This is a genomic window from Streptomyces sp. SID4985 (genome assembly GCF_009863025.1).
GTDB lineage: Bacteria > Actinomycetota > Actinomycetes > Streptomycetales > Streptomycetaceae > Streptomyces.
Window position 1 is genome coordinate 1 of record NZ_WWIR01000023.1, and the last position, 22125, is coordinate 22125.

General features: G+C 73.4%; 22 protein-coding genes and 1 pseudogene. 14 read left to right on the top strand and 9 right to left on the bottom strand.

Going from position 1 to position 22125, the window contains the following annotated elements; genetic code table 11:
* Positions 1-60 precede the first annotated feature (60 nt).
* From GTW40_RS00675 to GTW40_RS00685, 3 genes are all read right to left on the bottom strand, one after another.
* Entirely contained in the window at positions 61-906 is an 846-nt protein-coding gene (locus tag GTW40_RS00675) for a sulfite exporter TauE/SafE family protein (RefSeq protein WP_161178174.1), read from the bottom strand.
* A gap of 133 nt (positions 907-1039) precedes the next feature.
* Positions 1040-2227, bottom strand: coding sequence for a thiolase family protein (locus GTW40_RS00680; protein ID WP_161178175.1), 1188 nt, complete (start codon positions 2225-2227; stop codon positions 1040-1042).
* Positions 2228-2372: 145 nt separating this feature from the next.
* Complete coding sequence (locus tag GTW40_RS00685) at positions 2373-3233, bottom strand: Cof-type HAD-IIB family hydrolase (protein ID WP_161178176.1); 861 nt, start codon at positions 3231-3233, stop codon at positions 2373-2375.
* A gap of 180 nt (positions 3234-3413) precedes the next feature.
* Here GTW40_RS00685 and GTW40_RS00690 point away from each other — a divergent pair, with 180 nt between their 5' ends.
* From GTW40_RS00690 to GTW40_RS00715, 6 genes are all read left to right on the top strand, one after another.
* Entirely contained in the window at positions 3414-4241 is an 828-nt protein-coding gene (locus GTW40_RS00690) for an SAM-dependent methyltransferase (protein ID WP_161178177.1), read from the top strand.
* Positions 4242-4279: 38 nt separating this feature from the next.
* Complete coding sequence (locus GTW40_RS00695) at positions 4280-5683, top strand: glutamine synthetase family protein (protein WP_161178178.1); 1404 nt, start codon at positions 4280-4282, stop codon at positions 5681-5683.
* Between the two features lie 2 nt (positions 5684-5685).
* On the top strand, positions 5686-6855 hold the full coding sequence (locus tag GTW40_RS00700) for an amidohydrolase family protein (protein WP_161178179.1): 1170 nt from the start codon (positions 5686-5688) through the stop codon (positions 6853-6855).
* Positions 6856-6871: 16 nt separating this feature from the next.
* Positions 6872-7399, top strand: coding sequence for an NUDIX hydrolase family protein (locus tag GTW40_RS00705; protein ID WP_161178194.1), 528 nt, complete (start codon positions 6872-6874; stop codon positions 7397-7399).
* Between the two features lie 149 nt (positions 7400-7548).
* On the top strand, positions 7549-8004 hold the full coding sequence (locus tag GTW40_RS00710) for a cyclic nucleotide-binding domain-containing protein (RefSeq protein WP_161178180.1): 456 nt from the start codon (positions 7549-7551) through the stop codon (positions 8002-8004).
* A gap of 74 nt (positions 8005-8078) precedes the next feature.
* Positions 8079-8696 (top strand): CBS domain-containing protein, encoded by a 618-nt coding sequence (locus GTW40_RS00715; protein WP_161178195.1) that lies wholly within the window; start codon positions 8079-8081, stop codon positions 8694-8696.
* A gap of 34 nt (positions 8697-8730) precedes the next feature.
* On the opposite strand, the gene GTW40_RS00720 is transcribed toward GTW40_RS00715, so the two are convergent.
* Together GTW40_RS00720 and GTW40_RS00725 are read right to left on the bottom strand one after the other, a co-directional pair.
* Positions 8731-9456, bottom strand: coding sequence for a response regulator transcription factor (locus tag GTW40_RS00720; RefSeq protein ID WP_161178181.1), 726 nt, complete (start codon positions 9454-9456; stop codon positions 8731-8733).
* Between the two features lie 193 nt (positions 9457-9649).
* Positions 9650-10318 (bottom strand): CBS domain-containing protein, encoded by a 669-nt coding sequence (locus GTW40_RS00725; protein WP_161178182.1) that lies wholly within the window; start codon positions 10316-10318, stop codon positions 9650-9652.
* A gap of 219 nt (positions 10319-10537) precedes the next feature.
* Between GTW40_RS00725 and GTW40_RS00730 the strand changes: the two genes are divergently transcribed.
* The 3 genes from GTW40_RS00730 (at position 10538) to GTW40_RS00740 (ending at position 14813) form a co-directional block, all read left to right on the top strand.
* Positions 10538-11455, top strand: a complete 918-nt coding sequence (locus tag GTW40_RS00730; protein WP_161178183.1) for a universal stress protein — start codon at positions 10538-10540, stop codon at positions 11453-11455.
* A gap of 72 nt (positions 11456-11527) precedes the next feature.
* Positions 11528-12385: a universal stress protein gene (locus tag GTW40_RS00735; protein WP_161178184.1), complete on the top strand. Its 858-nt coding sequence runs from the start codon at positions 11528-11530 to the stop codon at positions 12383-12385.
* A gap of 55 nt (positions 12386-12440) precedes the next feature.
* On the top strand, positions 12441-14813 hold the full coding sequence (locus GTW40_RS00740; RefSeq protein ID WP_161178185.1) for a phosphoketolase family protein: 2373 nt from the start codon (positions 12441-12443) through the stop codon (positions 14811-14813).
* A gap of 149 nt (positions 14814-14962) precedes the next feature.
* On the opposite strand, the gene GTW40_RS00745 is transcribed toward GTW40_RS00740, so the two are convergent.
* The gene (locus tag GTW40_RS00745) at positions 14963-15367 is read right to left on the bottom strand and encodes an STAS domain-containing protein (RefSeq protein ID WP_161178186.1); all 405 of its coding nucleotides are present in this window, start codon (positions 15365-15367) and stop codon (positions 14963-14965) included.
* A 288-nt stretch (positions 15368-15655) separates the two neighbouring features.
* Between GTW40_RS00745 and GTW40_RS00750 the strand changes: the two genes are divergently transcribed.
* A complete protein-coding gene (locus tag GTW40_RS00750; protein WP_161178187.1) occupies positions 15656-16765 on the top strand; it encodes a zinc-dependent alcohol dehydrogenase family protein in 1110 nt (369 codons plus the stop codon).
* A gap of 65 nt (positions 16766-16830) precedes the next feature.
* Entirely contained in the window at positions 16831-17538 is a 708-nt protein-coding gene (locus GTW40_RS00755) for a pyridoxamine 5'-phosphate oxidase family protein (protein WP_161178188.1), read from the top strand.
* 45 nt (positions 17539-17583) lie between these two features.
* Here GTW40_RS00755 and GTW40_RS00760 read toward each other — a convergent pair whose 3' ends face one another.
* Positions 17584-18045, bottom strand: a complete 462-nt coding sequence (locus tag GTW40_RS00760) for a pyridoxamine 5'-phosphate oxidase family protein (protein ID WP_161178189.1) — start codon at positions 18043-18045, stop codon at positions 17584-17586.
* A 343-nt stretch (positions 18046-18388) separates the two neighbouring features.
* On the opposite strand from GTW40_RS00760, the gene GTW40_RS00765 reads away from it, so the two are divergent.
* The gene (locus GTW40_RS00765; protein ID WP_161178190.1) at positions 18389-20107 is read left to right on the top strand and encodes a GAF domain-containing sensor histidine kinase; all 1719 of its coding nucleotides are present in this window, start codon (positions 18389-18391) and stop codon (positions 20105-20107) included.
* Between the two features lie 27 nt (positions 20108-20134).
* Here GTW40_RS00765 and GTW40_RS00770 read toward each other — a convergent pair whose 3' ends face one another.
* Positions 20135-20725 (bottom strand): rhodanese-like domain-containing protein, encoded by a 591-nt coding sequence (locus tag GTW40_RS00770; RefSeq protein WP_161178191.1) that lies wholly within the window; start codon positions 20723-20725, stop codon positions 20135-20137.
* A gap of 87 nt (positions 20726-20812) precedes the next feature.
* The gene (locus GTW40_RS00775) at positions 20813-21466 is read right to left on the bottom strand and encodes an NAD(P)-binding domain-containing protein (RefSeq protein WP_161178192.1); all 654 of its coding nucleotides are present in this window, start codon (positions 21464-21466) and stop codon (positions 20813-20815) included.
* 67 nt (positions 21467-21533) lie between these two features.
* Between GTW40_RS00775 and GTW40_RS00780 the strand changes: the two genes are divergently transcribed.
* Together GTW40_RS00780 and GTW40_RS32885 are read left to right on the top strand one after the other, a co-directional pair.
* Complete coding sequence (locus tag GTW40_RS00780) at positions 21534-21893, top strand: helix-turn-helix domain-containing protein (protein ID WP_161178193.1); 360 nt, start codon at positions 21534-21536, stop codon at positions 21891-21893.
* A 9-nt stretch (positions 21894-21902) separates the two neighbouring features.
* Positions 21903-22125 (top strand): annotated as a pseudogene (locus GTW40_RS32885) (hypothetical protein); the annotation flags it as partial.

A 22125-nucleotide genomic window follows, 5' to 3' on the forward strand; every position in this document is an offset into this window, starting at 1 on the left:
CCGGTGCGGCGAGAGTGCGTGCCGGGCGTCGCGACGGGGCGAACGTTGCCTGTTGCGGCACTAGCTCAACAGGAGTTCCACCGCGCCCACGACGGTCGCCGCGACAACCAGTCGGTCGAAGAGTTGCTGGTTGATTCTGTTCACAGCCCATTTGCCGATGAACGCGCCGGGCACGACGAACACCAGGAGTGCGGCGTCAAGGAGCAGCGAGCGGCCGTCGATCAGTCCGAGTGCCGCGCTGAACGGCACCTTCGACACGTTGACGATCAGGAAGAAGAACGCCGAGGTGCCGAGGAAGCCGAGCTTGCGGAAGCCCGCGGAGAGGAGATACATCGACATGACCGGGCCGCCCGCGTTGGCGACCATGGTGGTGAAGCCGCCGAGTACGCCGTAGGCGCCCGCCGTCGTACGTCCGGCGCGGGTGGTGACCGCCGCGCCGTCGGCCTCCGGTCCGCCGGTCCCCGTCTCGCCGTCCGCCGCACCGTCCGCGGCGCCGTCCGTCGCGCCCTCCGGCTCCGGCCGCGCCGCCGCCCGTCGTCGCCACAGCGTGATCCCCGTCATCAGCAGCAGGATCGCGCCGATCGAGGTGCGGACGATGCCGTCCCCGGCGTGGACCAGGAAGAGCGTGCCCGCCACGACACCGACCCCGACCGCGGGGAACAGCCGCCACAGCGTGGGCCAGTGGGCGTGCCGACGGTAGGTGAGGACGGCGAGGATGTCGCCCGCGATCAGCAGCGGCAGCAGCACGCCGGTGGAGGCGCGGGCGGGGAGTACGGCCGCGAAGACGGCGAGGCTGACCGTGTTGGCCCCGCTGACCGCGGTCTTGGAGAAGCCGACCAGAAGGGCGGCGAGGGCCAGGGCGGCGAATTCCCAGCCGGATATGTGCCAGAGCGTCATCATGTTCATGCGGGGACTGATGCTATGTGCACGCGTTTGGCGGCTCACGAGCCGCCCTGCCCGCGAAGCCCTCCGAGGGTGCCCGTGCCCGCACCACGGATACGCCCCGGAGGCAGCGGCTCATGGGGCCAGCCCTCCGCCCCTACGCCCGCTCCACCAGCACCGCGCTCCCCTGCCCCACCCCCACGCACATGGTCGCCAGTCCGCGCCCCGAGTCCTCGCGTCGCATCCGGTGGAGCAGCGTCGTGAGGATGCGGGCGCCCGAGCAGCCCAGCGGGTGGCCGAGGGCGATGGCGCCGCCGGTGGGGTTGACCAGGTCGGGGTCGATGCCGAGTTGGTCCACGCACGCGAGGGCCTGCGCGGCGAACGCCTCGTTGAACTCGGCCTCGTCCAGGTCGGAGACCGACCAGCCGACGCGGGCGAGGGCCTTGCGGGTGGCCGGGACCGGGCCGAGGCCCATCACGTCGGGGTGGACGCCCGCCGAGGCTCCGGCGACGTAGCGGCCGAGGGATTCGAGGCCCAGGTCGTTCAGGGCCTCCTCGCTGACGAGGAGCAGTCCGGCGGCGCCGTCGTTCATCGGGGAGGCGTTGCCCGCGGTGACCGTGCCGTCCGTGCGGAAGACCGGCTTCAGACGGCTCAGTTTCTCCAGTGAGGTGTCCTCGCGCACGCACTCGTCGCGCTCGACCACGATGCCGTCGGGGCGCTCCACGGAAAGGAGTTCGTCGTCGAAGGTACCGTTCTTCTGCGCGGTGGCAGCGAGTTGGTGGCTGCGCAGGGCGAACTCGTCCTGTCGCGCGCGGGAGATGCCGTACCGCTCCGCGACCTCCTCGGCGGTCTCGCCCATGGAGAGCACGCCGTGGAGTTCCTTCATGGCGGGGTTGACCAGCCGCCAGCCGAGCCGGGTGTCGTACGTCTCGATGCGGTGCGGCAGTGCCTCGTCGGGGCGGGGCAGGACGAAGGGGGCGCGGCTCATCGACTCGGAGCCGCCCGCGATCACGACGTCCGCCTCGCCGGAGGCGATGGTGCGGGCGGCGGCGGTGACGGCTTCGAGGCCGGAGGCGCACAGGCGGTTGACGGTGGCGCCGGGGACGGTGTCGGGCAGGCCCGCGAGGAGGGCGGCCATGCGGGCGACGTTGCGGTTGTCCTCGCCGGCCTGGTTGGCGGCGCCCCAGTACACGTCGTCGATCCTGGCCGGGTCGAGGGCGGGGGCGTCGGCCACCAGGCGCCGGATCACGGTCGCCGCGAGGTCGTCGGGCCGGATGCCCGAGAGGGCGCCGCGCAGCTTGCCGATGGGGGTGCGGCGGGCGGCCGCGAAGTGGACGGGACGCACGGCGGGGCTCCTGATCTACGACGGATCTGCGGCTGACCTGCGGCTGATCTGCGAACGGCCTGGCCATTAATTAGCACTGCTAGTTTCGGACTATAGACCGGCTTCCCGCCCCTGGGAAGGATCCCCACCGCACCCCTACAACCCCCTACCCCTCAAGCCCCAGCACCCGCGCGATCGTCCGCGGCACCCCCCGCTCGTTGTTGGACGGCGCCATGTGCCGGGCCCGCCGGGCGACCTCCGGGTGGGCGTTGGCCATGGCGAAGGACCACTCGGCGGCGTCCATCATCTCCAGGTCGTTCAGGTAGTCGCCGAAGACCATCGTCTGCGCGGGGGTGATGCCCAGCTCGCGCTGGAGACCCCGCAGCGCGGCCCCCTTGTTGGCGGTGCGGTTCATGACGTCGACCCAGTGCTCGCCGGAGACGACGACCTGGTGGGTGTCCGCGAAGCCGGCCAGCGCCGGAGCGGTCCCGTGCTCGGCCGAGCCGAAGTCGAAGAGCGCCACCTTGATCACCTCGTCCTCGACGGCGGTCAGGTCGGGGACGACGCGGTGCTCGACGTAGTACTTGCGGACCTCGGCGAGGAACGGCTCGTCGGTGCGCTCGACGTACGCGGCGCGCTTGCCGCAGACCACGGCACCGCTGTCCACGCCCCGCTCCACCAGCCGCCGTGCCGTACGGGCCAGCTCCGCGGCCACCGAGCGCTCCAGCGGGTCCGAGCTGAGTTCCACCCCGTCGCGGACCACGTACGTGCCGTTCTCCGCGATGAACACCATCCCCTCGGAGACCTCTGCGAACTCCTTGGCCAGCGTGGCGTACTGGCGGCCGCTCGCGGGGCTGAACAGCACGCCCCGGCGGCGGAGTTCGGCGAGGAGGCCCCACATGCCCTCGGGCATGGACTTGTCGTCGTCCAGCAGTGTGCCGTCCATGTCGGTGACGATCAGGCGTATGTCGGCCGGGCCCGTGGGCAGGCCGGGGTCGGTGGTCAGGGACGTGGGCGTGGCGGTCATGTCCTTCTTCCGGGTCGGGGCGCGAACCCTCCCAGTGTCCTTCATGCCGCCGGAGGTATCGGAACCCGATTCCCGGGACACCGCGCCACCCGACCCCGCACAATGACGCCAGGCAGCGTGATCACGAAGCGGCACCGGCCGCACGTGGAAACGCACGCGGAAGCGCATGTGGAAGCGCACATGGAAAGGGGCGGACCGGTGGGCGGACACGACACGGGGACGACGGCGGACCGGCTGGACACCTCCGTCGCGCACAACGCGCGGGTCTGGAACTACTGGATCGGCGGCAAGGACCACTACGAGGTGGACCAGGCGGTCGGCGAGCACGTCGCCGGGATGTTCCCGGTGATCCGTGACGTGGCGCGCGCGGACCGGGAGTTCCTCCGGCGGGCGGTGCGGTATCTCGCCGCCGAGCGCGGGATACGCCAGTTCCTGGACGTCGGCACCGGGCTGCCCACGGTGGACAACACCCACGAGATCGCGCAGTCGGTCGCGCCCGAGTCGCGGATCGTGTACGTCGACAACGACCCGATCGTGCTGGCCCACGCCCGCTCGCTGCTCACCAGCTCCCCCGAGGGCGTGACGGACTACATCGACGCCGATGTGCGCGACCCGGAGACGATCGTGGCGCGGGCCGCCGAGACGCTCGACCTCACACAGCCGGTCGCGGTGATGATGCTCGGCATCCTGAACTTCGTCCTGGACGACGACGCGGCCCATGACGTCGTGCGCCGGATCATGGCGGCCGTGCCGTCCGGCAGCTTCCTGGTGCTGACCCACCCCACCTACGACGGTGACGTGGGCGGCGAGGGCAACGTCGCCGCGATGGAGTTCTGGAACGCCAACGCCACCCCGCCCATCACCGCGCGCGGCCGGGCCGGCATCGCCGGGTTCCTGGAGGGGTTGGAGCTGGTCGAGCCGGGCCTCGTGCCCTGCTCCCAGTGGCGGGCCGGGTCCGACGCGGCCGCCGTCGTACCGCAGTTCGGCGCGGTGGCCGTGAAACCCTGAGCGCGACCACGCGGGAGCCCGACCGTCGAGGAGTACCCATGGCCACCCTTGCCGACCCCGTGCCCGGCGGCCGCCCCGGTGAGACACGGCGGGCCGCGGCCCTCACCGCCGAGCTGACCGCTCGGGGCGTCCACGGGATCGTGCTCGCGTACGTGGACACGGCGGGTGTCGGGCGGGTCAAGGCGATCCCGGTGGCCCGGCTGACGGCGGCGGTGACCCGGGGCGTCGGGATGTCGCCGGTCTTCGACACCTTCCTGTCCGACGACTCGATCGTCACCACCGACGTGCTCGGCTCCCCCGACGGCGACCTGCGACTCTTCCCCGACCTGGACGAGCTGGTGGTCCTGGCCGGGCAGCCCGGCTGGGCATGGGCGCCGGTGGACCGGATCACCCAGGAGGGCGCGCCGCACCCCGGCTGCTCGCGGACCTTCCTGCGCCGGATCGTCGCGGAGGCCGCCGAGCGGTACGGCCTGACCTTCCGGGCGGCGGTCGAGGTCGAGTGGACGGTGGGCCTGGACTCGGCGCCCGCCGGGGAGTTCGTCCCGGCGGTGTCCGGACCGGCGTACGGCGCGATCCGGCAGGTCGAACTGAGCGACGTGGGCGCCGAGTTGCTGGCGGCGCTCGCCGCGCAGGGCGTGGACGTGGAACAGCTCCATCCCGAGTACGCGCCCGGCCAGTTCGAGCTGTCGGTGGGGGCGCTGGACCCCGTGGCGGCGGCCGACCGGAGCGTGCTGGTGCGGCAGACGATCCGGGCGGTCGCGCGACGGCACGGTCTCCGCGTGTCCTTCGCCCCGACCGTGGTGGCAGACGGGGTCGGCAACGGCGGCCACCTCCATCTCTCCTGCCACCGCGACGGGGTGAACCTCCACACCGGCGGCGAGGGCCGGTACGGCATGACGGCCGGGGCGGAGTCCTTCGTGGCCGGGGTGCTGTCCCGGCTGCCCGCGCTGACGGCGGTGACCGCGCCCAGCCCGGCCAGTTACCTGCGCCTGAAGCCGTCCCGGTGGGCCGGGGTGTTCACCGCCTGGGGCCGTGAGACCCGCGAGGCCGCGCTGCGGATCGTCACCGGCACGGCGGGCCACACCGACGAGGGCGCCAACCTGGAGATCAAGCCCGTCGACCTGGCCGCCAACCCGTATCTCGCCCTCGGCTGCGTCATCGCCGCCGGACTCGACGGCCTCGCCGCCGCACTGCCCCTGCCGCAGGAGATCACCGGCGACCCGGTCCGGTACGGCGCGGAGGAGGCGGCCGCGCTCGGGGTGCGGCGGCTGCCGCAGTCGCTGACGGAGGCCGTCGCGGCGTTCCGCGCCGACCCGGTGCTGCGGTCGGCCCTCGGCCCGGTCCTCGCCGACGCGGTGACGGCCGTACGGCTCGGGGAGGTCGCGGCGGTGGACGGCATGGACGACGCCGTGGTGGCCGCCGCCCACCGGTGGAGGTACTGACGATGACCGCACCTGAGCCTCTCCAACAGGCCCTGTCCGAGCTGCCGTTGGTGGACCATCACTGTCACGGCGCGACCACTCGCGCCCTCACTCGGGCCGAGTTCGAGTCGCTCATCACCGAGGGTGAGGCGTGGCCCGGGATCTCGCCCTTCGACAGCCCGGTCGGCATCGCCGTACGCCGCCACTGCGCACCCCTCCTCGACCTGCCCCGGCACGCCTCCCCCGAGAACTACCTGGCCCGGCGCGCGGAGTTGGGAGCCGCCGAGGTCAACCGGCGCTTTCTGACCGCCGCCGGGGCCGAGGCGTTCTGCGTGGACACCGGGTTCGCCCCGGACCCGGGGACATCGCCGGACGAACTGGCCGCAGCGGCAGGGGGTTTGGCCTACGAGGTCGTGCGGCTCGAACGGGTCGCGGAGGAGGTGGCCGCGCGCGGCGTGGAGCCGGAGGCGTACGCGGAGGCGTTCCGCGCGGCGGCCGAGGAGGCGGTGCGGCGCCCCGGGGTGGTGGCGGTGAAGTCGGTGGCGGCCTACCGCACCGGGTTCGCGCTGGACCCGGCCCGGCCCACCGGCGCGGAGGTGACACGTGCGGCCCGGGAGTGGTTCGCGCGGGGCGGGCGGCTGAACGACCCGGTGCTGATGCGGCAGTTGCTGTGGACCGCCGTCGATCTCGGGCTGCCGCTCCAGCTGCACACCGGTTTCGGCGACGCCGATGTGACCCTGCACCGCGCCGACCCCACACTGCTCACCGACTGGCTGCGGCTGACGGCGGGCACGATTCCCGTGGTGCTGCTGCACTGCTGGCCGTATCACCGCCAAGCCGCTTATCTGGCGGCGGTGTTCGAGCGGGTGTACCTGGATGTCGGTCTCGCGCTGCACTACGCGGGACCGGCCCGCTCCCGCACGATCCTGGAGGAGGCGCTGGAGATCACCCCGTTCCGCAAACTGCTGTACAGCTCCGACGCCTACGGAGTGGCCGAATTCCATCACCTGGGCGCGCTGTGCTTCCGGCGCGGACTGGCCGATCTGCTCCAATCCCGCGTCGATGCCGATGAGTTGAGCCTGACGGACGCGCTGCGTATCGCATCCTGGACGGGCCGCGACAACGCCCGCCGCCTGTACGAACTGCCCGAGCCCGCCCGTGATCCCGGCGGGCGCCCCACCCGGAAAGTATGATCAAGCAATGTCTGACATGACCGAGACCACGCCCGGCTGGCTGTCCACGGACGAACTGGAAATGGCCAGGGCCCGGATGCCGATCCTGTATGTCGAGGCCGTGCCGGTGCGCGTGGACGACAACGGCGAAGTCACCAGTATCGGGCTGCTGTTGCGGATCGGGCCGGACGGCACGGTCAGCCGGACCCTGGTCTCCGGACGGGTGCTGCACCACGAGCGGGTCCGTGACGCGCTGCTGCGCCATCTGGAGAAGGACCTCGGCCCGGTCGCGCTCCCCCGGGTGCCCGCCTCGATGCAGCCGTTCACGGTCGCGGAGTACTTCCCGACGGCCGGGGTCACGCCGTACCACGACCCGCGTCAGCACGCGGTGTCGCTCGCCTACGTCGTGCCGGTCTCGGGCGACTGCCGGCCGCGCCAGGACGCGCTGGACCTGGTGTGGTTCTCACCGCAGGAGGCCGCGTCGTCCGCCCTGGAGAGCGAGATGCCGGGCGGGCACGGGGTGCTGCTGAAGCAGGCGCTGGCGCATCTGGGTCTGGTGTTCTGACGACCTCGGAATCCGGTGGCCCGTAAGACCCCCGGGCCACCGGATTCGGACGGGACCGAACGGCCCCGGCCGGGTCCGAGTGGCCCGTGGCGGGGTCGTGGCGCCCGCGCGAACCTGGAGGGAGAGCAGTCCCGAAGGGAGCCGGTGCGATGACCACGACCACCATGACCACGGCGCTCGAGCCCGTGTACCGCGAGCGGCTGATGCGGTTCGCCCGCGAGGTCTCCTTCCCGGCCGGTGTCCGGCTCTTCGAGGAGGGCGGGCGCGCCGATCGCTTCTGGATCGTGCGCACCGGCACGGTCACCCTGGATCTGCGGGTGCCCGGCCGCCGTCCCGTCGTCGTCGAGTCGCTCGGCCACGGTGAACTGGTCGGCTGGTCCTGGCACTTCGGGCCGGGCGTCTGGCATCTGGGCGGCGAGGCGATGAGCCCCGTACGGGCCTGGGAGTTCGACGCGGCCCCGGTACGGGCGCTGTGCGTGGCGGACCCCGAGTTCGGCCGGGCGGTGGCCGTCTGGGTCGGCCGGGTGGTGGCCCACCGGCTGCACGCCTCGCGGGTCAGACTGCTCGACCTGTACGCCCCGTACGGCAGCGGGGACCCGCTGTGACCTCGGCGGCGGCGCCCGGGCCGCGCCCGGTGGAGCCGGTGCCGGGAGACGGGCCGTACCGGGTGGGCGACGTGATGACGCGGGCCGTGGTCGCGGTGGGCAGCGGCACGCTGTTCCGGGACATGGTCGAGCGGCTGGAGCAGTGGAAGGTCGGCGCCCTGCCCGTTCTGGAGGGCGACGGCCGGGTGATCGGGGTGGTCTCGGAGGCCGATCTGCTGCCCAAGGAGGAGTTCCGCGACGGCGAGCCGGACCGGCTGACCCAGCTGCGCCGGATGGCCGACCTGGCGAAGGCCGGGGCGGTGACCGCCGGGGAGCTGATGAGCACCCCCGCCGTCACCGTGCACGCGGACGCGACGCTGCCCGAGGCGGCCCGGATCATGGCCGTCAAGGGCGTCAAACGGCTCCCCGTCATCGACGCCCAGGGCGCGCTCGTGGGCGTCGTCAGCCGGGGCGACCTGCTGAAGGTGTTCCTGCGCTCGGACGCCGAACTGGCTGACGAGATACGGCGGTCCGTGGTCGACGTGCTCTTCCCCGCGCCGGTGGAACCCGTGCACGTCATGGTCGCCGACGGCGTCGCGACGCTCACCGGGTGCGTGCGGGACGCGGAGCGGATCGAGCTGGCGGCCCGGATGACACGGGGTGTGGAGGGCGTGGTGGGTGTGGACTGCCGGCTCACGGCCGAACGGGGCTGAACACGCCGGGCCACACCGAGTCGCGCCGCGCGGTTCAGCGCGCCGGACGCTCCTCCGTACCCGTACCCGTACCAGTACCCATCCCCTGGTCCAGCTGTGAGGCGATCACCGCCGCCTGGACCCGGCGCTGGACGCCGAGCTTGGCGAGCAGCCGGGAGATGTGGTTCTTGACCGTCTTCTCCGACAGATACAGCCGCTGGCCGATCTCCCGGTTGGTCAGGCCGTCCCCGATCAGCGCGAGGATGTCCCGTTCCCGGGGCGACAGCGCCTCCAGCTCGGGCGGCAGCGAGGGCGCGGTCTCGGCGGGGTCGGAGCGCAGCGAGCGCATCAGCCGGGCGGTGGTGGCGGGGTCCAGCATGGACTGGCCCGAGGCGACGGTGCGTACCGCCGAGATCAGGTCGGAGCCCTTGATCTGCTTCAGTACGTACCCGGCGGCGCCTGCCATGATCGCGTCGAGCAGCGCGTCCTCGTCGTCGAACGAGGTCAGCATGAGGCAGGCCAACTCGGGCATGCGGTCGCGCAGTTCGCGGCAGACGGTGATGCCGTCGCCGTCGGGGAGACGTACGTCGAGCACGGCGACGTGCGGGCGCAGGGCCGGGCCGCGGGCGAGGGCCTGCTGCGCGGAGTCGGCCTCGCCGACGACGGAGATGTCCGGTTCGGAGTCGAGCAGATCGGCCACGCCCCGGCGGACGACCTCGTGGTCGTCCAGCAGGAACACCCGGATCGGGTGCTGCTCGGTGAAGACGCGTGTCTCGGGCATGACGACCTCTCGTTTCCCGGGGCCGGACGGACAGGACCGGCCCACCAGCCGGATCATGACCCGCCGGTCCCGTACAGACTAGGGCCGAACGGTCCCGCCTCGCCCCTCACCTGCGGAATCAGGTCCGCGCGTCACCTGCGGGACCGAGCCAGCGCGTCACCTGCGGAACCGGGCCCGCGCGTCGCCCGCCGGATCAGGTCAGCGTGCCGTCGGCGCGACCCGGCGCGGGGGCGAGGTCGAACTCCACGTCCACCACGCCCTCGACCGCGCGGACCAGCCGGGCGGCCACCGGGACCAGGGCGGTGTCGCGCAGCGAGCCGGTGAGGGTGACCACGCCGTCGTGCACCTCCACGTGGATCAGGGAGTCGGGCGGCGGGAGGATCCAGGAGACGATGTCGTGTCGTACCTCGCGTTCGATGTCCTGGTCGCCGCGCAGGAAGACCTTGAGCAGGTCGACGCGGCTGACGACGCCCTCCAGGACACCCTTGTCGTCCACGACGGGGAGCATCCGCACCCCGGACCGTGCCATGCGCCGGGCCGCCTCCGCGAGTGTGGCCCCCGAGTGCACGGTGACGGCGGGCGCGGACATCAGCTCCGCCGCCGTGGCCGCTTCCGCCTTCGCCAGGTCGGCCGGGCGGCGGCGCCCGGTGTACGCCTCGCCGGGCGCGTCGCGCAGCTCCTCCTTGGGCAGCAGGTCGGACTCGGAGACGACGCCGGCCACCCTGCCGCCGACGAGCACGGGAAGGCTGCCGACATGGCGGTCCCGCAGCATCCGCGCGATCTCCTTGAAGGGCGTCTCCGGGCCGACGACCGCCACGGTGCGGGTCATGACGTCGCCGACGCTGCGCGGGGTTGCGTACATGGTGACTCCGTAGGTTCACGCGGACGGTTGCGTACGTCGCCTTTCTGGTTCCGGCGTGCGCCGGGTCTCTTCCAGCGTGCGCCGCGTCTCCAGAGTGCGCCGGGTCGGGGAGACCGCCTAGTGCCGAGCGGCCCTAGGGCCGGTCGGCCCCGCGCAGGGACCTGCGGCCCCTGATCCGGCGGGCGGGGCGCCGCGAGGCTGGGGGCGGAGGTGGAGACCATGTCCCGAACCGTCACCGTGGGCTTCGACGGCTCGCCCGAGAGCCGGGCGGCAGCCGACTGGGCGGCCCGCGAGGCCGGGCTGCGCGCCCTGCCGCTGCGGGTCGTGCACGTCTGGGAGCCGGTGCCCGAACCGATGGGCCAGGCACCGCTGCTCGGCGCCGAGACCCAGCGGCCCTGGACCGAGCGGGTGCCCCGCGAGAGCGCGGAGCGCCTGCGCTTGCGCCACCCGGGTATCGAGGTGGTCGTCGAGCAGTACACCGGGAACCCGGTGGACATCCTGTGCGAGGCCGCCGCCTCGGCCGAGCCGCTGGTGCTCGGCTCGCGGGGGCTCGGCGGGATCGGCGGCTTCGTCGCCGGTTCGGTCGGCCTCGCCGTCATGGCCCGTACCGAGCGGCCGGTGGTGGTCGTCCGGGCGGACGAGCCGACCGTGGGCCGGCACGGGCCCGGCCCGGCGGCCGGGGACGCGCCCACCGCGCCCGTCGTGCTCGGCCTGGACACCGGCGAGCCGGACGACACGCTGCTCGGGTTCGCCTTCGACGCGGCCGCCCGCTACGGCGTCCCGCTGCGCGTGGTGCACGCCTGGCGTCCGCCGCCCGCGTACGCCTACGAGCTGTCCGCCTACGCCTACGACCTGGCAGGACCCGGCGACGGCCCCGGTTCGGTCGGGGAGCTGGAGGCGGAGGGCCTGACCAAGGTGCTCCAGCCCTGGCGGCAGTCGTTCCCCGGCGTGGAGGTGGTGGAGGAGAGCAGGCCGGGCAGCGCGGCGCGGGTGCTGGTCGAGGCGGCGCGGGAAGCCGGTCTGGTGGTGGTCGGGAAGCGGCTGCGCTCCGGACGGCTGGGCACGCACATCGGGCATGTGACGCACGCGGTGCTGCACCACGTCGCCGCTCCGGTTGCCGTCGTGCCGCACAGCTGACCGGATGGTGACGAGGGACGCCCGGCCGGAGGACGGCGGGGACACCGCGAGCGGAGGGAGAGGGCGGACACCATGGACCAGCCGATCGTCGTCGGCGTGGACGGCTCGGAGCAGAGCCTGCGCGCCGTGGACTGGGGAGCCGACGAGGCCGCCCTGCGCGGGGCACCGCTCCGCCTGGTGTACGCCTCGCTGTGGGAGCGGTACGAGGGCGCGCTGATCGCCCAGGAACTCCACCGGCCGGTGGACGAGGTGATGGCGCGGGACGTGGTCGGCACCGCCGAGGAGCGGGCGCGGCGCCGTCGGCCCGGGGTGCCGGTCACCACCGACGTGCTGCCCGACGAGCCGGAGTACGGCCTGGTGCGCGAGAGCCGTACGGCCCGTGCCGTGGTGCTCGGCTGCCGGGGGCGCAGCGGGCTCACCGAGGCGCTGCTCGGGTCGGTCAGCCTGACGGTCGCCGGGCACGCGCACTGCCCGGTGATCGTGCTGCGCGGCGGCCACGACGACCCGGAGCGCGCCGGGACCGGGCGGATCGTGCTGGCCGTCGGCGAGAAGCCGACGGGCGAGGCCGCCGTGCGGTTCGCGGCAGAGGAGGCCGCGCTGCGCGAGCTGCCCCTGGAGGCGGTACGGGCCTGGCGGCGCCCCTCGGGTCCGCTGCCCGGCCATGTCCCGCACGACGGCGATCCGGAGCGGGCCGCGCTGGACACGGTGGAGGAGGCGTTGCGGGACCTGCCCGCCGGTGTCGTGCCGGTACGGCACGTCGTGGAGGGCCAGACCCGTGACGTGCTGCTCGACGCCTCCCGTGGCGCGGTCCTGCTCGTCGTGGGCGCCCGGCGCAGGCACGGCCGCTTCGGTCTCCAGCTCGGCCGGGTCGCGCACGGGGTGCTGCACCGGGCGGACTGCGCGGTGGCCGTCGTACCGGAGCCGGACTGACGGGCGCGGTGCCGCGCCGTCCCGAGACCACGACCGTCGATCCTGCGGAGTTTCCATGACCGACACCGCCGAACACACGCTGACCGACGAGGAGTTGGACACGCTCCTGGCCCACTGGCGGGCCGCCAACTACCTCTCGGCGGGCCAGATCTATCTGATGGCCAACCCCCTGCTGACCGAGCCGCTGCGCCCGGAGCACATCAAGCCCCGGCTGCTCGGACACTGGGGCACCACGCCAGGGCTGAACCTGGTGTACACGCACCTCAACCGGGTGATCCGCGAGCGCGGGCTCGACGCGCTGTGCGTGTGGGGGCCGGGGCACGGCGGCCCGGCGGTCCTCGCCAACTCCTGGCTGGAGGGGAGTTACGCGGAGGTCTACCCGGACGTGAGCCGGGACGGGGAGGGCATGGAGCGGCTGTTCCGGCAGTTCTCCTTCCCCGGCGGGGTGCCCAGTCATGTGGCCCCGGAGACACCGGGCTCGATCCACGAGGGCGGCGAGCTGGGCTATTCGCTCGCGCACGCCTACGGTGCCGCCTTCGACAACCCCGACCTGCTGGTCGCGTGCGTGATCGGGGACGGCGAGGCGGAGACCGGGCCGCTGGCCGCGTCCTGGCACTCCGACAAGTTCCTCGACCCGGTGCACGACGGCGCGGTCCTGCCGATCCTCCACCTCAACGGCTACAAGATCGCCAACCCGACGGTCCTCTCCCGGCTCCCGCAGGCCGAACTCGACGCGCTGCTGCGGGGATACGGCCACGAGCCGCTGTACGTGTCGGGCGACGACCCCGCCGAGGTGCACCGCGCGATGGCGGCGGCCTTCGACGAGGCGCTGGACCGGATCAAGCTGATGCAGGACAGCGCGCGCGAGGACGGTGTCACCGAGCGCGTGCACTGGCCGATGATCGTGCTGCGCACCCCGAAGGGCTGGACCGGCCCCGCCGAGGTCGACGGGCTGCCGGTGGAGGGGACCTGGCGAGCCCATCAGGTGCCGCTGGCCGGAGTGCGCGAAAACCCCGGGCATCTGGCGCAGTTGGAGCGGTGGCTGCGCTCGTACCGGCCCGAGGAGCTGTTCGACGCGGACGGCCGGCCGGTCGCGGACGTGCTCGCCTGTGTACCGGAGGGCCCGCGACGGCTCGGCGCCAACCCGCACGCCAACGGCGGTCTGCTCACCCGCGAACTCCCCCTCCCGTCGCTGGACTTGTTCGGCGTCCCGGTGGACAAACCGGGCACGACGCTGCACGAACCCACCCGCGTCCTGGGCGACTTGCTGGAGCGGGTCATGAAGGACACGCGCACGAGGCGGGACTTCAGGCTCGTCGGGCCCGACGAGACCGCCTCCAACCGGCTCCAGGCGGTGTTCGACGCGAGCGGCAAGGCGTGGCAGGCCGAAGTGCTGCCCGTGGACGAGCACCTGGACCGGCACGGCCGGGTCCTGGAGGTACTGTCCGAACACCTCTGCCAGGGCTGGCTGGAGGGATATCTGCTCACCGGCCGACACGGACTGTTCTCCTGCTACGAGGCGTTCGTGCACATCGTGGACTCGATGGTCAACCAGCACATCAAGTGGCTGAGGATCTCCCGGGAGTTGCCCTGGCGGGCCCCGATCCCCTCCCTCAACTACCTGCTCACCTCGCATGTGTGGCGCCAGGACCACAACGGCTTCTCCCACCAGGACCCCGGCTTCGTGGACCACGTCCTCAACAAGAGCCCCGAGGTGGTCCGCGTCTATCTGCCGCCGGACGCCAACACCCTGCTGTGCGTGGCCGATCACGTGCTGCGCAGCCGCGACTATGTGAACGTGGTCGTCGCGGGCAAGCAGCCCTGTTTCGACTGGCTCTCGCTGGAGGAGGCCCGGGTGCACTGCGCGCGCGGCGCCGGAATCTGGGAGTGGGCCGGGACCGGGAACGGCGGCGAGCCCGATGTCGTCCTCGCCTGCGCGGGGGACGTACCGACCCAAGAGGTGCTGGCCGCCGCCCAGTTGCTGCGTCGCCACCTTCCGGAACTGGCGGTGCGCGTGGTGAACGTGGTCGACATGACCCGGCTGCTGCCGCACGAGGAACACCCGCACGGGATGAACGACTTCACCTACGACGGGCTCTTCACCACCGACAAGCCGGTGATCTTCGCCTACCACGGGTACCCCTGGCTGGTGCACCGGCTCGCCTACCGCCGGGCCGGGCACGCCAACCTCCATGTGCGCGGCTACAAGGAGTCCGGGACCACGACCACGCCGTTCGACATGGTCGTCCGCAACGACCTGGACCGCTACCGCCTCGTCATGGACGTCATCGACCGGGTGCCGGGGCTCGCCGTGCGCGCGGCCGGGGTACGCCAGGAGATGGTGGACGCGCGCGCCCGGCATCACGACTGGATCCGCGTCCACGGCACCGATCTGCCGGAGGTCGCGGAGTGGAGCTGGGACAGCTGAGCGACAGGGGAAGGGGGGCCGGGATCTCCCGGCCCCCCTTCCTGTCCCCCTTCGGCGGAAGCGTCAGCCGTGGTCGGCCCGGCGCAGCAGCCGGTAACCCCGTCCACGCCACCGGCACAGCCAGTGCCGCAGCCGTCGTCCGGCGCTCATCAGGCGGCCCCCTCGCCCGGTGCGCCCGCCGGGACCAGCGCCTCCACCACGGGGGCGGGCAGTCCCGGCTGCACGTCGAAGGCGCCGCCGAGCCCGGTGGTGCGCAGCAGCCGCAGGAACTCCTCGCTGTCCGCGACCAGCCGCAGTCTGCCCTGCCGGGCCCGGGCGCGGTTGCGGGTCCGGCACAGCACACCGAGTCCGGTGCAGTCGATGAACTCCACGGGCCGCAGGTCCAGCACCAGGTCGGGGTGCGGACGCGAGGTCAGGGTGTCGAGCCGGGCCGCCAGCCCGGGCGCGGTCAGCAGGTCTATCTCGCCGCGCAGGGCCACGACGGTGGCGGGGCGCACCCGCGCTCCCTCTCCGCCGGACCGGTGTTCCTCGGGCTTCGTGTGGTTCTCGGACATACGACGAGCGAACCGGATGCACCGGTCCGGACGGAAGGGCTGTTCGGCCCCTGATCGCCGTCCGTCCGGGGAAGCTTCGGGGAACCTCCGGGGAGGCGCGGAAGCAGGCGTTCCGTGGCCGCCGTGTCGCCACCCGCCGAGCATCCCGTACGCACAGGCCGGACCCCGTGCAGCCACCCCCGTGGGCCGGACGGCCCAAGCGCGTCGGCCCGTCTCGCGCGAAGGTGGAAGGGCGGGGCCGTCTCCCGGCACCCGCGCCCCGGGCGACGACGGTGAGGAGCGAACGGCATGAAGGGCTATGTCTTCGAGGGGCCGGGCCAGGCGTCCTGGCAGGACGTGCCGGACCCCGCGATCAAGGAGCCGACCGACGCGATCGTGAAGGTCGGCGTGGTCACCATCTGCGGCACCGACCTGCACATTCTCAAGGGCGACGTGCCCGAGGTGCGCCCCGGTACGGTCCTCGGGCACGAGGCCGTCGGGGAGGTCGTCGACATCGGCGGCGACGTGCGCACCGTACGGCCCGGCGACCGTGTGCTGATGTCCTGCATCAGCTCGTGCGGCCGCTGCCGCTTCTGCCGCGAGAGCCGGTACGGCCAGTGCCAGGGCGGGGGCGGCTGGGTGCTGGGCCATCTGATCGACGGCACGCAGGCCGAGTACGTCCGCGTCCCGTACGCCGACCTCTCGGTCCATCCGCTGCCCGCGACCGTGCGCGGCGAGGACGCCGTGCTGCTCGCGGACATCTTCCCCACCTCCTACGAGGTCGGCGTCCTCAACGGGCAGGTGCGCCCCGGCGACACCGTCGTGATCGTCGGCGCCGGACCCATCGGGCTCGCGGCGATCGTCACCGCGCGGCTGTTCAGCCCCGAGCGGATCATCGTCGTCGACCTGGCCCGGTCCCGGCTGGACGCGGCCCGGCGGCTCGGCGCCGACGCGGTCGTGCTGGCCGACGAGGACCCCGCCCAGCTCGTGGACGACCTCACCGGCGGCCTCGGCGCGGACGTGGCGCTGGAGGCGGTCGGCGTGCCGGAGAGCTTCGAGCTGTGCACCCGGCTCGTGCGGCCCGGCGGCCATGTCGCCAACATCGGCGTCCACGGCGCCCCCGCCACCTTGCACCTGGAAGACCTGTGGAGCAGGGACGTGACGATCACGACCGGTCTGGTGGACACGTACTCCACCCCGACCCTGCTGCGGATGACGGCGGCCGGCGGCCTGCCGACCGGCGAGCTGGTCACCCACACCTTCCCGCTGGACGACATGGAGGAGGCGTACGACGTCTTCGCGCACGCCGCCGAGACGGCCGCGCTGAAGGTGGTACTCGGCGCGGAGCGGTACGAGGTGGTCCCCACGGAATCGACGGACGCTGCGGGCTCCACGAGGCCTGCGGACTTCACGGGCTGAGCCGGGCCCGAGGGCCCCGCGACGGCCACCGCACACACACGACCAGGCGAGAGCAGGTGACGAACGTGACCGAGCCGACCGGACGGACGACCACACCCCCGGACACGGCGGCCGACACGGCGGCCGTGCCCGGGACACCCCGGGGCGATCTGGGCCGCCGCCTCGCGGCCCGGCGCGCGCAGCTCGGGCTGACGCGGGAGGAGGCGGCGGAACGCGCGGGCATGGCGCCCGGCTATCTCCGCTATCTGGAGGGCCATCCCGAGGCCGCGCCGGGCGCCGAGGTGCTGCTCAGGGTGGCCGACGCACTGGAGACGACGGTGCCCGACCTGACCGGCGGCACCGTCGACCAGCCGCCGGGTCCGGGGCAGGCGGCGCGCGGTGCCCGGTTCGAGTCGATCGGCACCGAGGAGTGCCGGGCCCTGCTCGGCGACCACGGGGTGGGCCGCCTCGCGGTCGTCCCGGACGACGGCCCCGTGGTCGTGCCCGTGAACTACACCGTGGTCGACAACGCGATCGTCTTCCGGACCGCCGCCAACGCCACGCCCGCGCTCGCGGACGGCGAGCGGGTGGCCTTCGAGGTGGACCGGATCGACGACGCCTTCAGCCGGGGCTGGAGCGTGCTGGTCCGCGGCGACGCACACATCGTGACCGACCCCGTCGAACGCGAGGAGCTGGCCGAACGCGCCTACTCCGGCCCCTGGGCGGGCGGCACGCGGGACGTGTGGGTACGCCTCGCCCCGGACGCGGTGACGGGACGGCGCATCACGGCGTGAGCAGCCCGGCCCTGCCCGGCCCCGCTCAGTCCTCGCCCGCCCCGCTCAGTCCTCCAGGTCCAGGTCGTCCAGCAGCACTCCGGTGACCAGACCCGGCCGGATCCGCACCGCGTAGTCCATCCCGTGCTGCGGCGCCCACGGCACCAACAGGGCGCGGATGCGCGCGAGTTCCGCCGGGTCGGTCACCAGATGGGCGTACCCGGTGACCACCACGCTCCAGCCGAGGTGGGTCACCGGGTCGATGGCGTCGGCCTCGTAGGCGACGACCACACCGCCCCCGCCGTCCCGCAGCGCCTGCGAGGTGAGCGCGGCGCCCTCGTGGGTGCGGATGACGACGTCGCCGCCGTCCAGCACGTGGTTGACCGGGCGGACGGTGGGCAGCGCGTCCTGTGTAAAAACGATTCTGCCGAGGGACACGCTGCCCAGCAGCCGCAGTGCCTCGGCCCGGTCGAGGTCGACACGATGGCGCGCCGGGCGCTGGTCGCACGGCACGGGTTGCTTCTTCATGGGCACGGCTCTCCGGTCGGCCGTCGGCGCCCGGCGGAAGTGGGGCGGCGCCTCGTGGGCGGAGCGGCACCGCGGGGGACCGGTGCCGCTCCTGGGTCCACTGTGGTCCACCGCCTGCCGCCCTTCCAGTGCCGTTCGGCCCTACGTTGACGGGCCGGACGATCCTCCCCTCCCCCACCTGGCGGAGGCCGGGCGCCCTGTCGCACGCGTGCGTCCACGCGGGGGCACCGGGTGGTCGCCGGGTGGCCCGTTCCGCGTACCGGGGCCCACCGGGGACCGATACGGTGGAGACGACGACCTGGACGGTGCCGGGTTCGCACGCCGAAGGACGTGGAGGAACGTGGTGGCAAGCTCCAAGGAGCCCCGCGTGCTGCTGCCGCAACTGAAGCTCGACGAGCTGCTGGAGGAGCTGCAGGCCCGCATCGACGCGGCCAGGGGCACCCGGGACCGCGTGCACAGCCTGCTGGAGGCGGTGCTCAGCGTCGGGCGCGAACTGGACCTGGAGCAGGCGCTGTACTCCATCGTGGAGGCGGCGGCCGTCCTGGTCGACGCCGAGTACGCGGCACTCGGCGTCATCAGCCCCGACGGCCGTACGCTCTCCGCCTTCCACACCGTCGGCGTCTCCGACGAGAAGATCACCGAGATCGGCCCCTATCCGCAGGGGCACGGCATCCTCGGCGAGCTGATCCGGCACCCCGAGCCGCTGCGCCTGTCGAAGATCTCCGAGCACCCGGCGTCGTACGGCTTCCCGCCCAACCACCCCCCGATGCGGAGCTTCCTCGGGGTGCCGATCCGGGTCCGCGACCAGGTCTTCGGCAACCTGTATCTCACCGAGAAGCGCGGCGGGGCGGAGTTCGACGAGGAGGACGAGTCGGTCCTGTCCACGCTGGCCGTCGCGGCCGGGGTGGCCATCGACAACGCCCGGCTGTACGAGGACTCCCGGCAGCGCGAGCGCTGGCTGCTGGCGAACGCGGAGATCACCCACCGGCTGATGCTCGGCAGCGAGCGCGCCGAGGCGCTCGACCTGATCGCGGAGCGGGCCCGGGACATCACGGGGTCGGCCCTTGCCGCCGTCGCCATGCCGGTGGAGGACACCGTCTCGCTCACCGTGGAGATCGCGGTGGGGGCGGGCGCGGAGGCGCACCGGGGTCTGGTCCAGCCGCTCGACGAGGGGCTGATGGGGCTCGCGTACTCCTCGGCCGAGCCGGTGACCAGCGACGACATCACGCGGGACGACCGGATAGACGCCGACCCGCAGCGGTTCCAGGGGCTCGGTCCCGCCGTGGCCGTGCCCATCGGCACCGGCGAGGGCGGGATGCGCGGTGTGGTGCTGCTGGCGCGCGAGGCGGGGGCGTCACTGTTCTCCGGCAAGGAGACCGAGCTGCTCCAGGGCTTCGCAGGGCAGGCCGCGCTCGCGATGGAGCTGGCCGAACGCCGTCAGGACGCGCAGCAGCTCGCGGTGCTCGAGGACCGCGACCGGATCGCCCGCGACCTGCACGACCTGGCGATCCAGCGGCTGTTCGCGACCGGGATGACCCTGCAGAGCGCGGGCCGTTTCATCGAGCACCCGAAGGCGGCCGAGCGGGTGCTGCGCGCGGTGGACGACCTGGACGAGACCATCAAGATCATCCGATCGACCATCTTCGGCCTGCGCACCCGCGACGGCGCGACCGGCAGCGGCCTGCGGTCCCGGGTCGTACGGGTGGCCGGCGAGGCGGCCCCCGTGCTCGGTTTCGCACCCGGGGTGCGCATGGAGGGGCTGATCGACACCGAGGTCCCGCCGGAGATCGCCGACGACGTGGTGGCCGTCCTCTCCGAGGCCCTCACCAACATCGCCCGGCACGCCCGCGCCGACCGCGCCGACGTGCTGCTCACGACCGACGGCCGCGAGGTCCGGCTGCGGATCGCGGACAACGGCGTCGGCGTCCCGTCCGGCGGCCGCCGCAGCGGACTGCGCAACATGACCGAGCGGGCGGAGCGGTCGGCCGGACGGATGGAGACGACGACTCCGGAGGGCGGCGGGACCGTACTGGACTGGCGGGTGCCGCTCCCCGTCGCTTGAGGCTCGGGCCTCGGCGTTGCTTGAGGCTCAGGCCTCGGTGCGCAGCGCGGCCAGGGCCGTGTCGAGGTCGGCGGTGCGGGGGCGGTTGTACGACAGCTTGCCCAGGACGACGGCCATGCCGCAGGTGTTGGTGAGCGCCGAGAAGACGAGCCCGCCCGCGATCGCGGCCGACAGCAGCTGGAAGGCGGGGTGCACGAGCCACCCGAGCACCAGTCCAAGCAGCACCAGCGCACCGGCCGTGAAGCGGACCTGCCGCTCCATCCCCCACACCGCCTTGGCCCCGGCGGCGGGCGGCGTGGTCAGTTCGTACCCCCGCGCGGCCCAGGCGCCGGTCCCGCCCTCCAGGGTCGCGGTCACGATCCCCTGCTCCGCCAGCAGCCGGGCGGCACTCTCCGCCCGCGCCCCCGAGGCGCACACCACGAGCACGTCCCCGCGCCGCGCGGCGTGCTCGATGTCGGGCAGCGCCCGCCGCACCTGGTCCAACGGGACGTTCAGGGCCCCGGGCAGATGCCCGGAGCCGTACTCGCCCGCCGTACGCACGTCGATCACGATGAACTCGTCCAGCCGCGCACGGACCTGATCGGTGCCCAGAACGACCGGGGTGGGGAAATTGGCCATGGCCGGAATGTACGGTATGGACCGCACGAAAGTGCCCTGCATCGGGTTCGGCTTCACGGAGCGTTCACGCTGCGCGGCTTTCCGCCGTCATCCCTCCACGCCCGCCGCATACGCCAACGGCGGCGCGATCGACCGGACGTCCGCCCCCTCCCCCACCCACAGCCCGATGAACAGCGCGGCGGTCGCCTCCAGCAGCCCGGCCCGGTCGAGCCCTCCGGCGGGGAGCGGCGTACAGCCGATGTCCCGTACGAGGGTGTGGACGAGGGCGAGGGCGGCCAGGTCGTCGCCGCAGACCGGGACGGCGAGCGGGCGGCCGTCGAAGACGGGCGGGGTCATGCGCCACACGTCCTCGTGGCAGAGGTTGAACGCCTTGACGACCCGGGCACCGGGCGCGGCGCGGGCCAGCCGTCGCGCGGCCGACGGGCCGTCGCCGGTCAGCAGCCGGAAGCCCGGCGGCCCGACCGGGTTGGAGCAGTCGAGCAGCACCTTGCCGTCGAGGACGGTACGCAGCTCCCGCGCGACCTCCTCCCCCGCGCCGTAGGGCAGCGCGGCGAGGACCACCTCCCCCGCCCCGGCCGCCTCGGCCAGGTCTCCGTGCCGTACGCCCTCCCCGAGGCGCTCCGCGAGCCGCCGCGCGCGGTCCGCGTCCCGTCCGCCGACGGTCACCTCATGCTCCGCCCGCACCCAGTGCGCGGCGAGCGCGTCCGCCATGCTCCCCGTCCCCAGCACCCCGATCCGCATCGAACTGCCCCTTCCCGCAAGCGATTTGAGTGCCACGCTAGAGGGACCGTCGGGCACCATTCGGTACGTGACGACCGAGCCCTTCCTCGCGGACTGCCGCGCCCGCCTCGCCTTCGACCTGCTGTCGAACACCTGGAACGCGGTGGTGCTCCGGGCCCTGCGCGACGGCCCCCTGCGCCCCCGCGAACTGCGCGCCCGCATCGGCGGGATCAGCCCCAAGGTCCTCACCGAGACACTGCGTCGGCTGCGGTTCAACGGCCTGGTGGAGCGGCACGCGTACGCCGAGGCACCACCCCGCGTCGAGTACCGGCTCACACCCCTGGGCCGCACCCTCCTGGCCCCCCTCGACACCATCGGCGCCTGGGCCTTCGAGCACGGGGACGAGGTGATGGAGGCGCAGGCACGGGCTGTCGGTGGTACGCCCTAGGGTCGCGGCATGAGACGAACCACGCCCCCGCGCCCGTTGGACGTAGAGGCGCTCTTTCCCGGGCTGGCGGCCCATCGGGGCACTACGACCCGGCTCCACCCGCGCCCGGGTGCACCGGCCGTCGAGGACAGCTCCGTCGGTGGCCCGCTGCTCTGGCCGGCCGACGAACCGTGGCCGGTGTGCACCGAGCCGCACCCGCACGCGCGCGGGAGGCGCCCGGCGGACATCCACC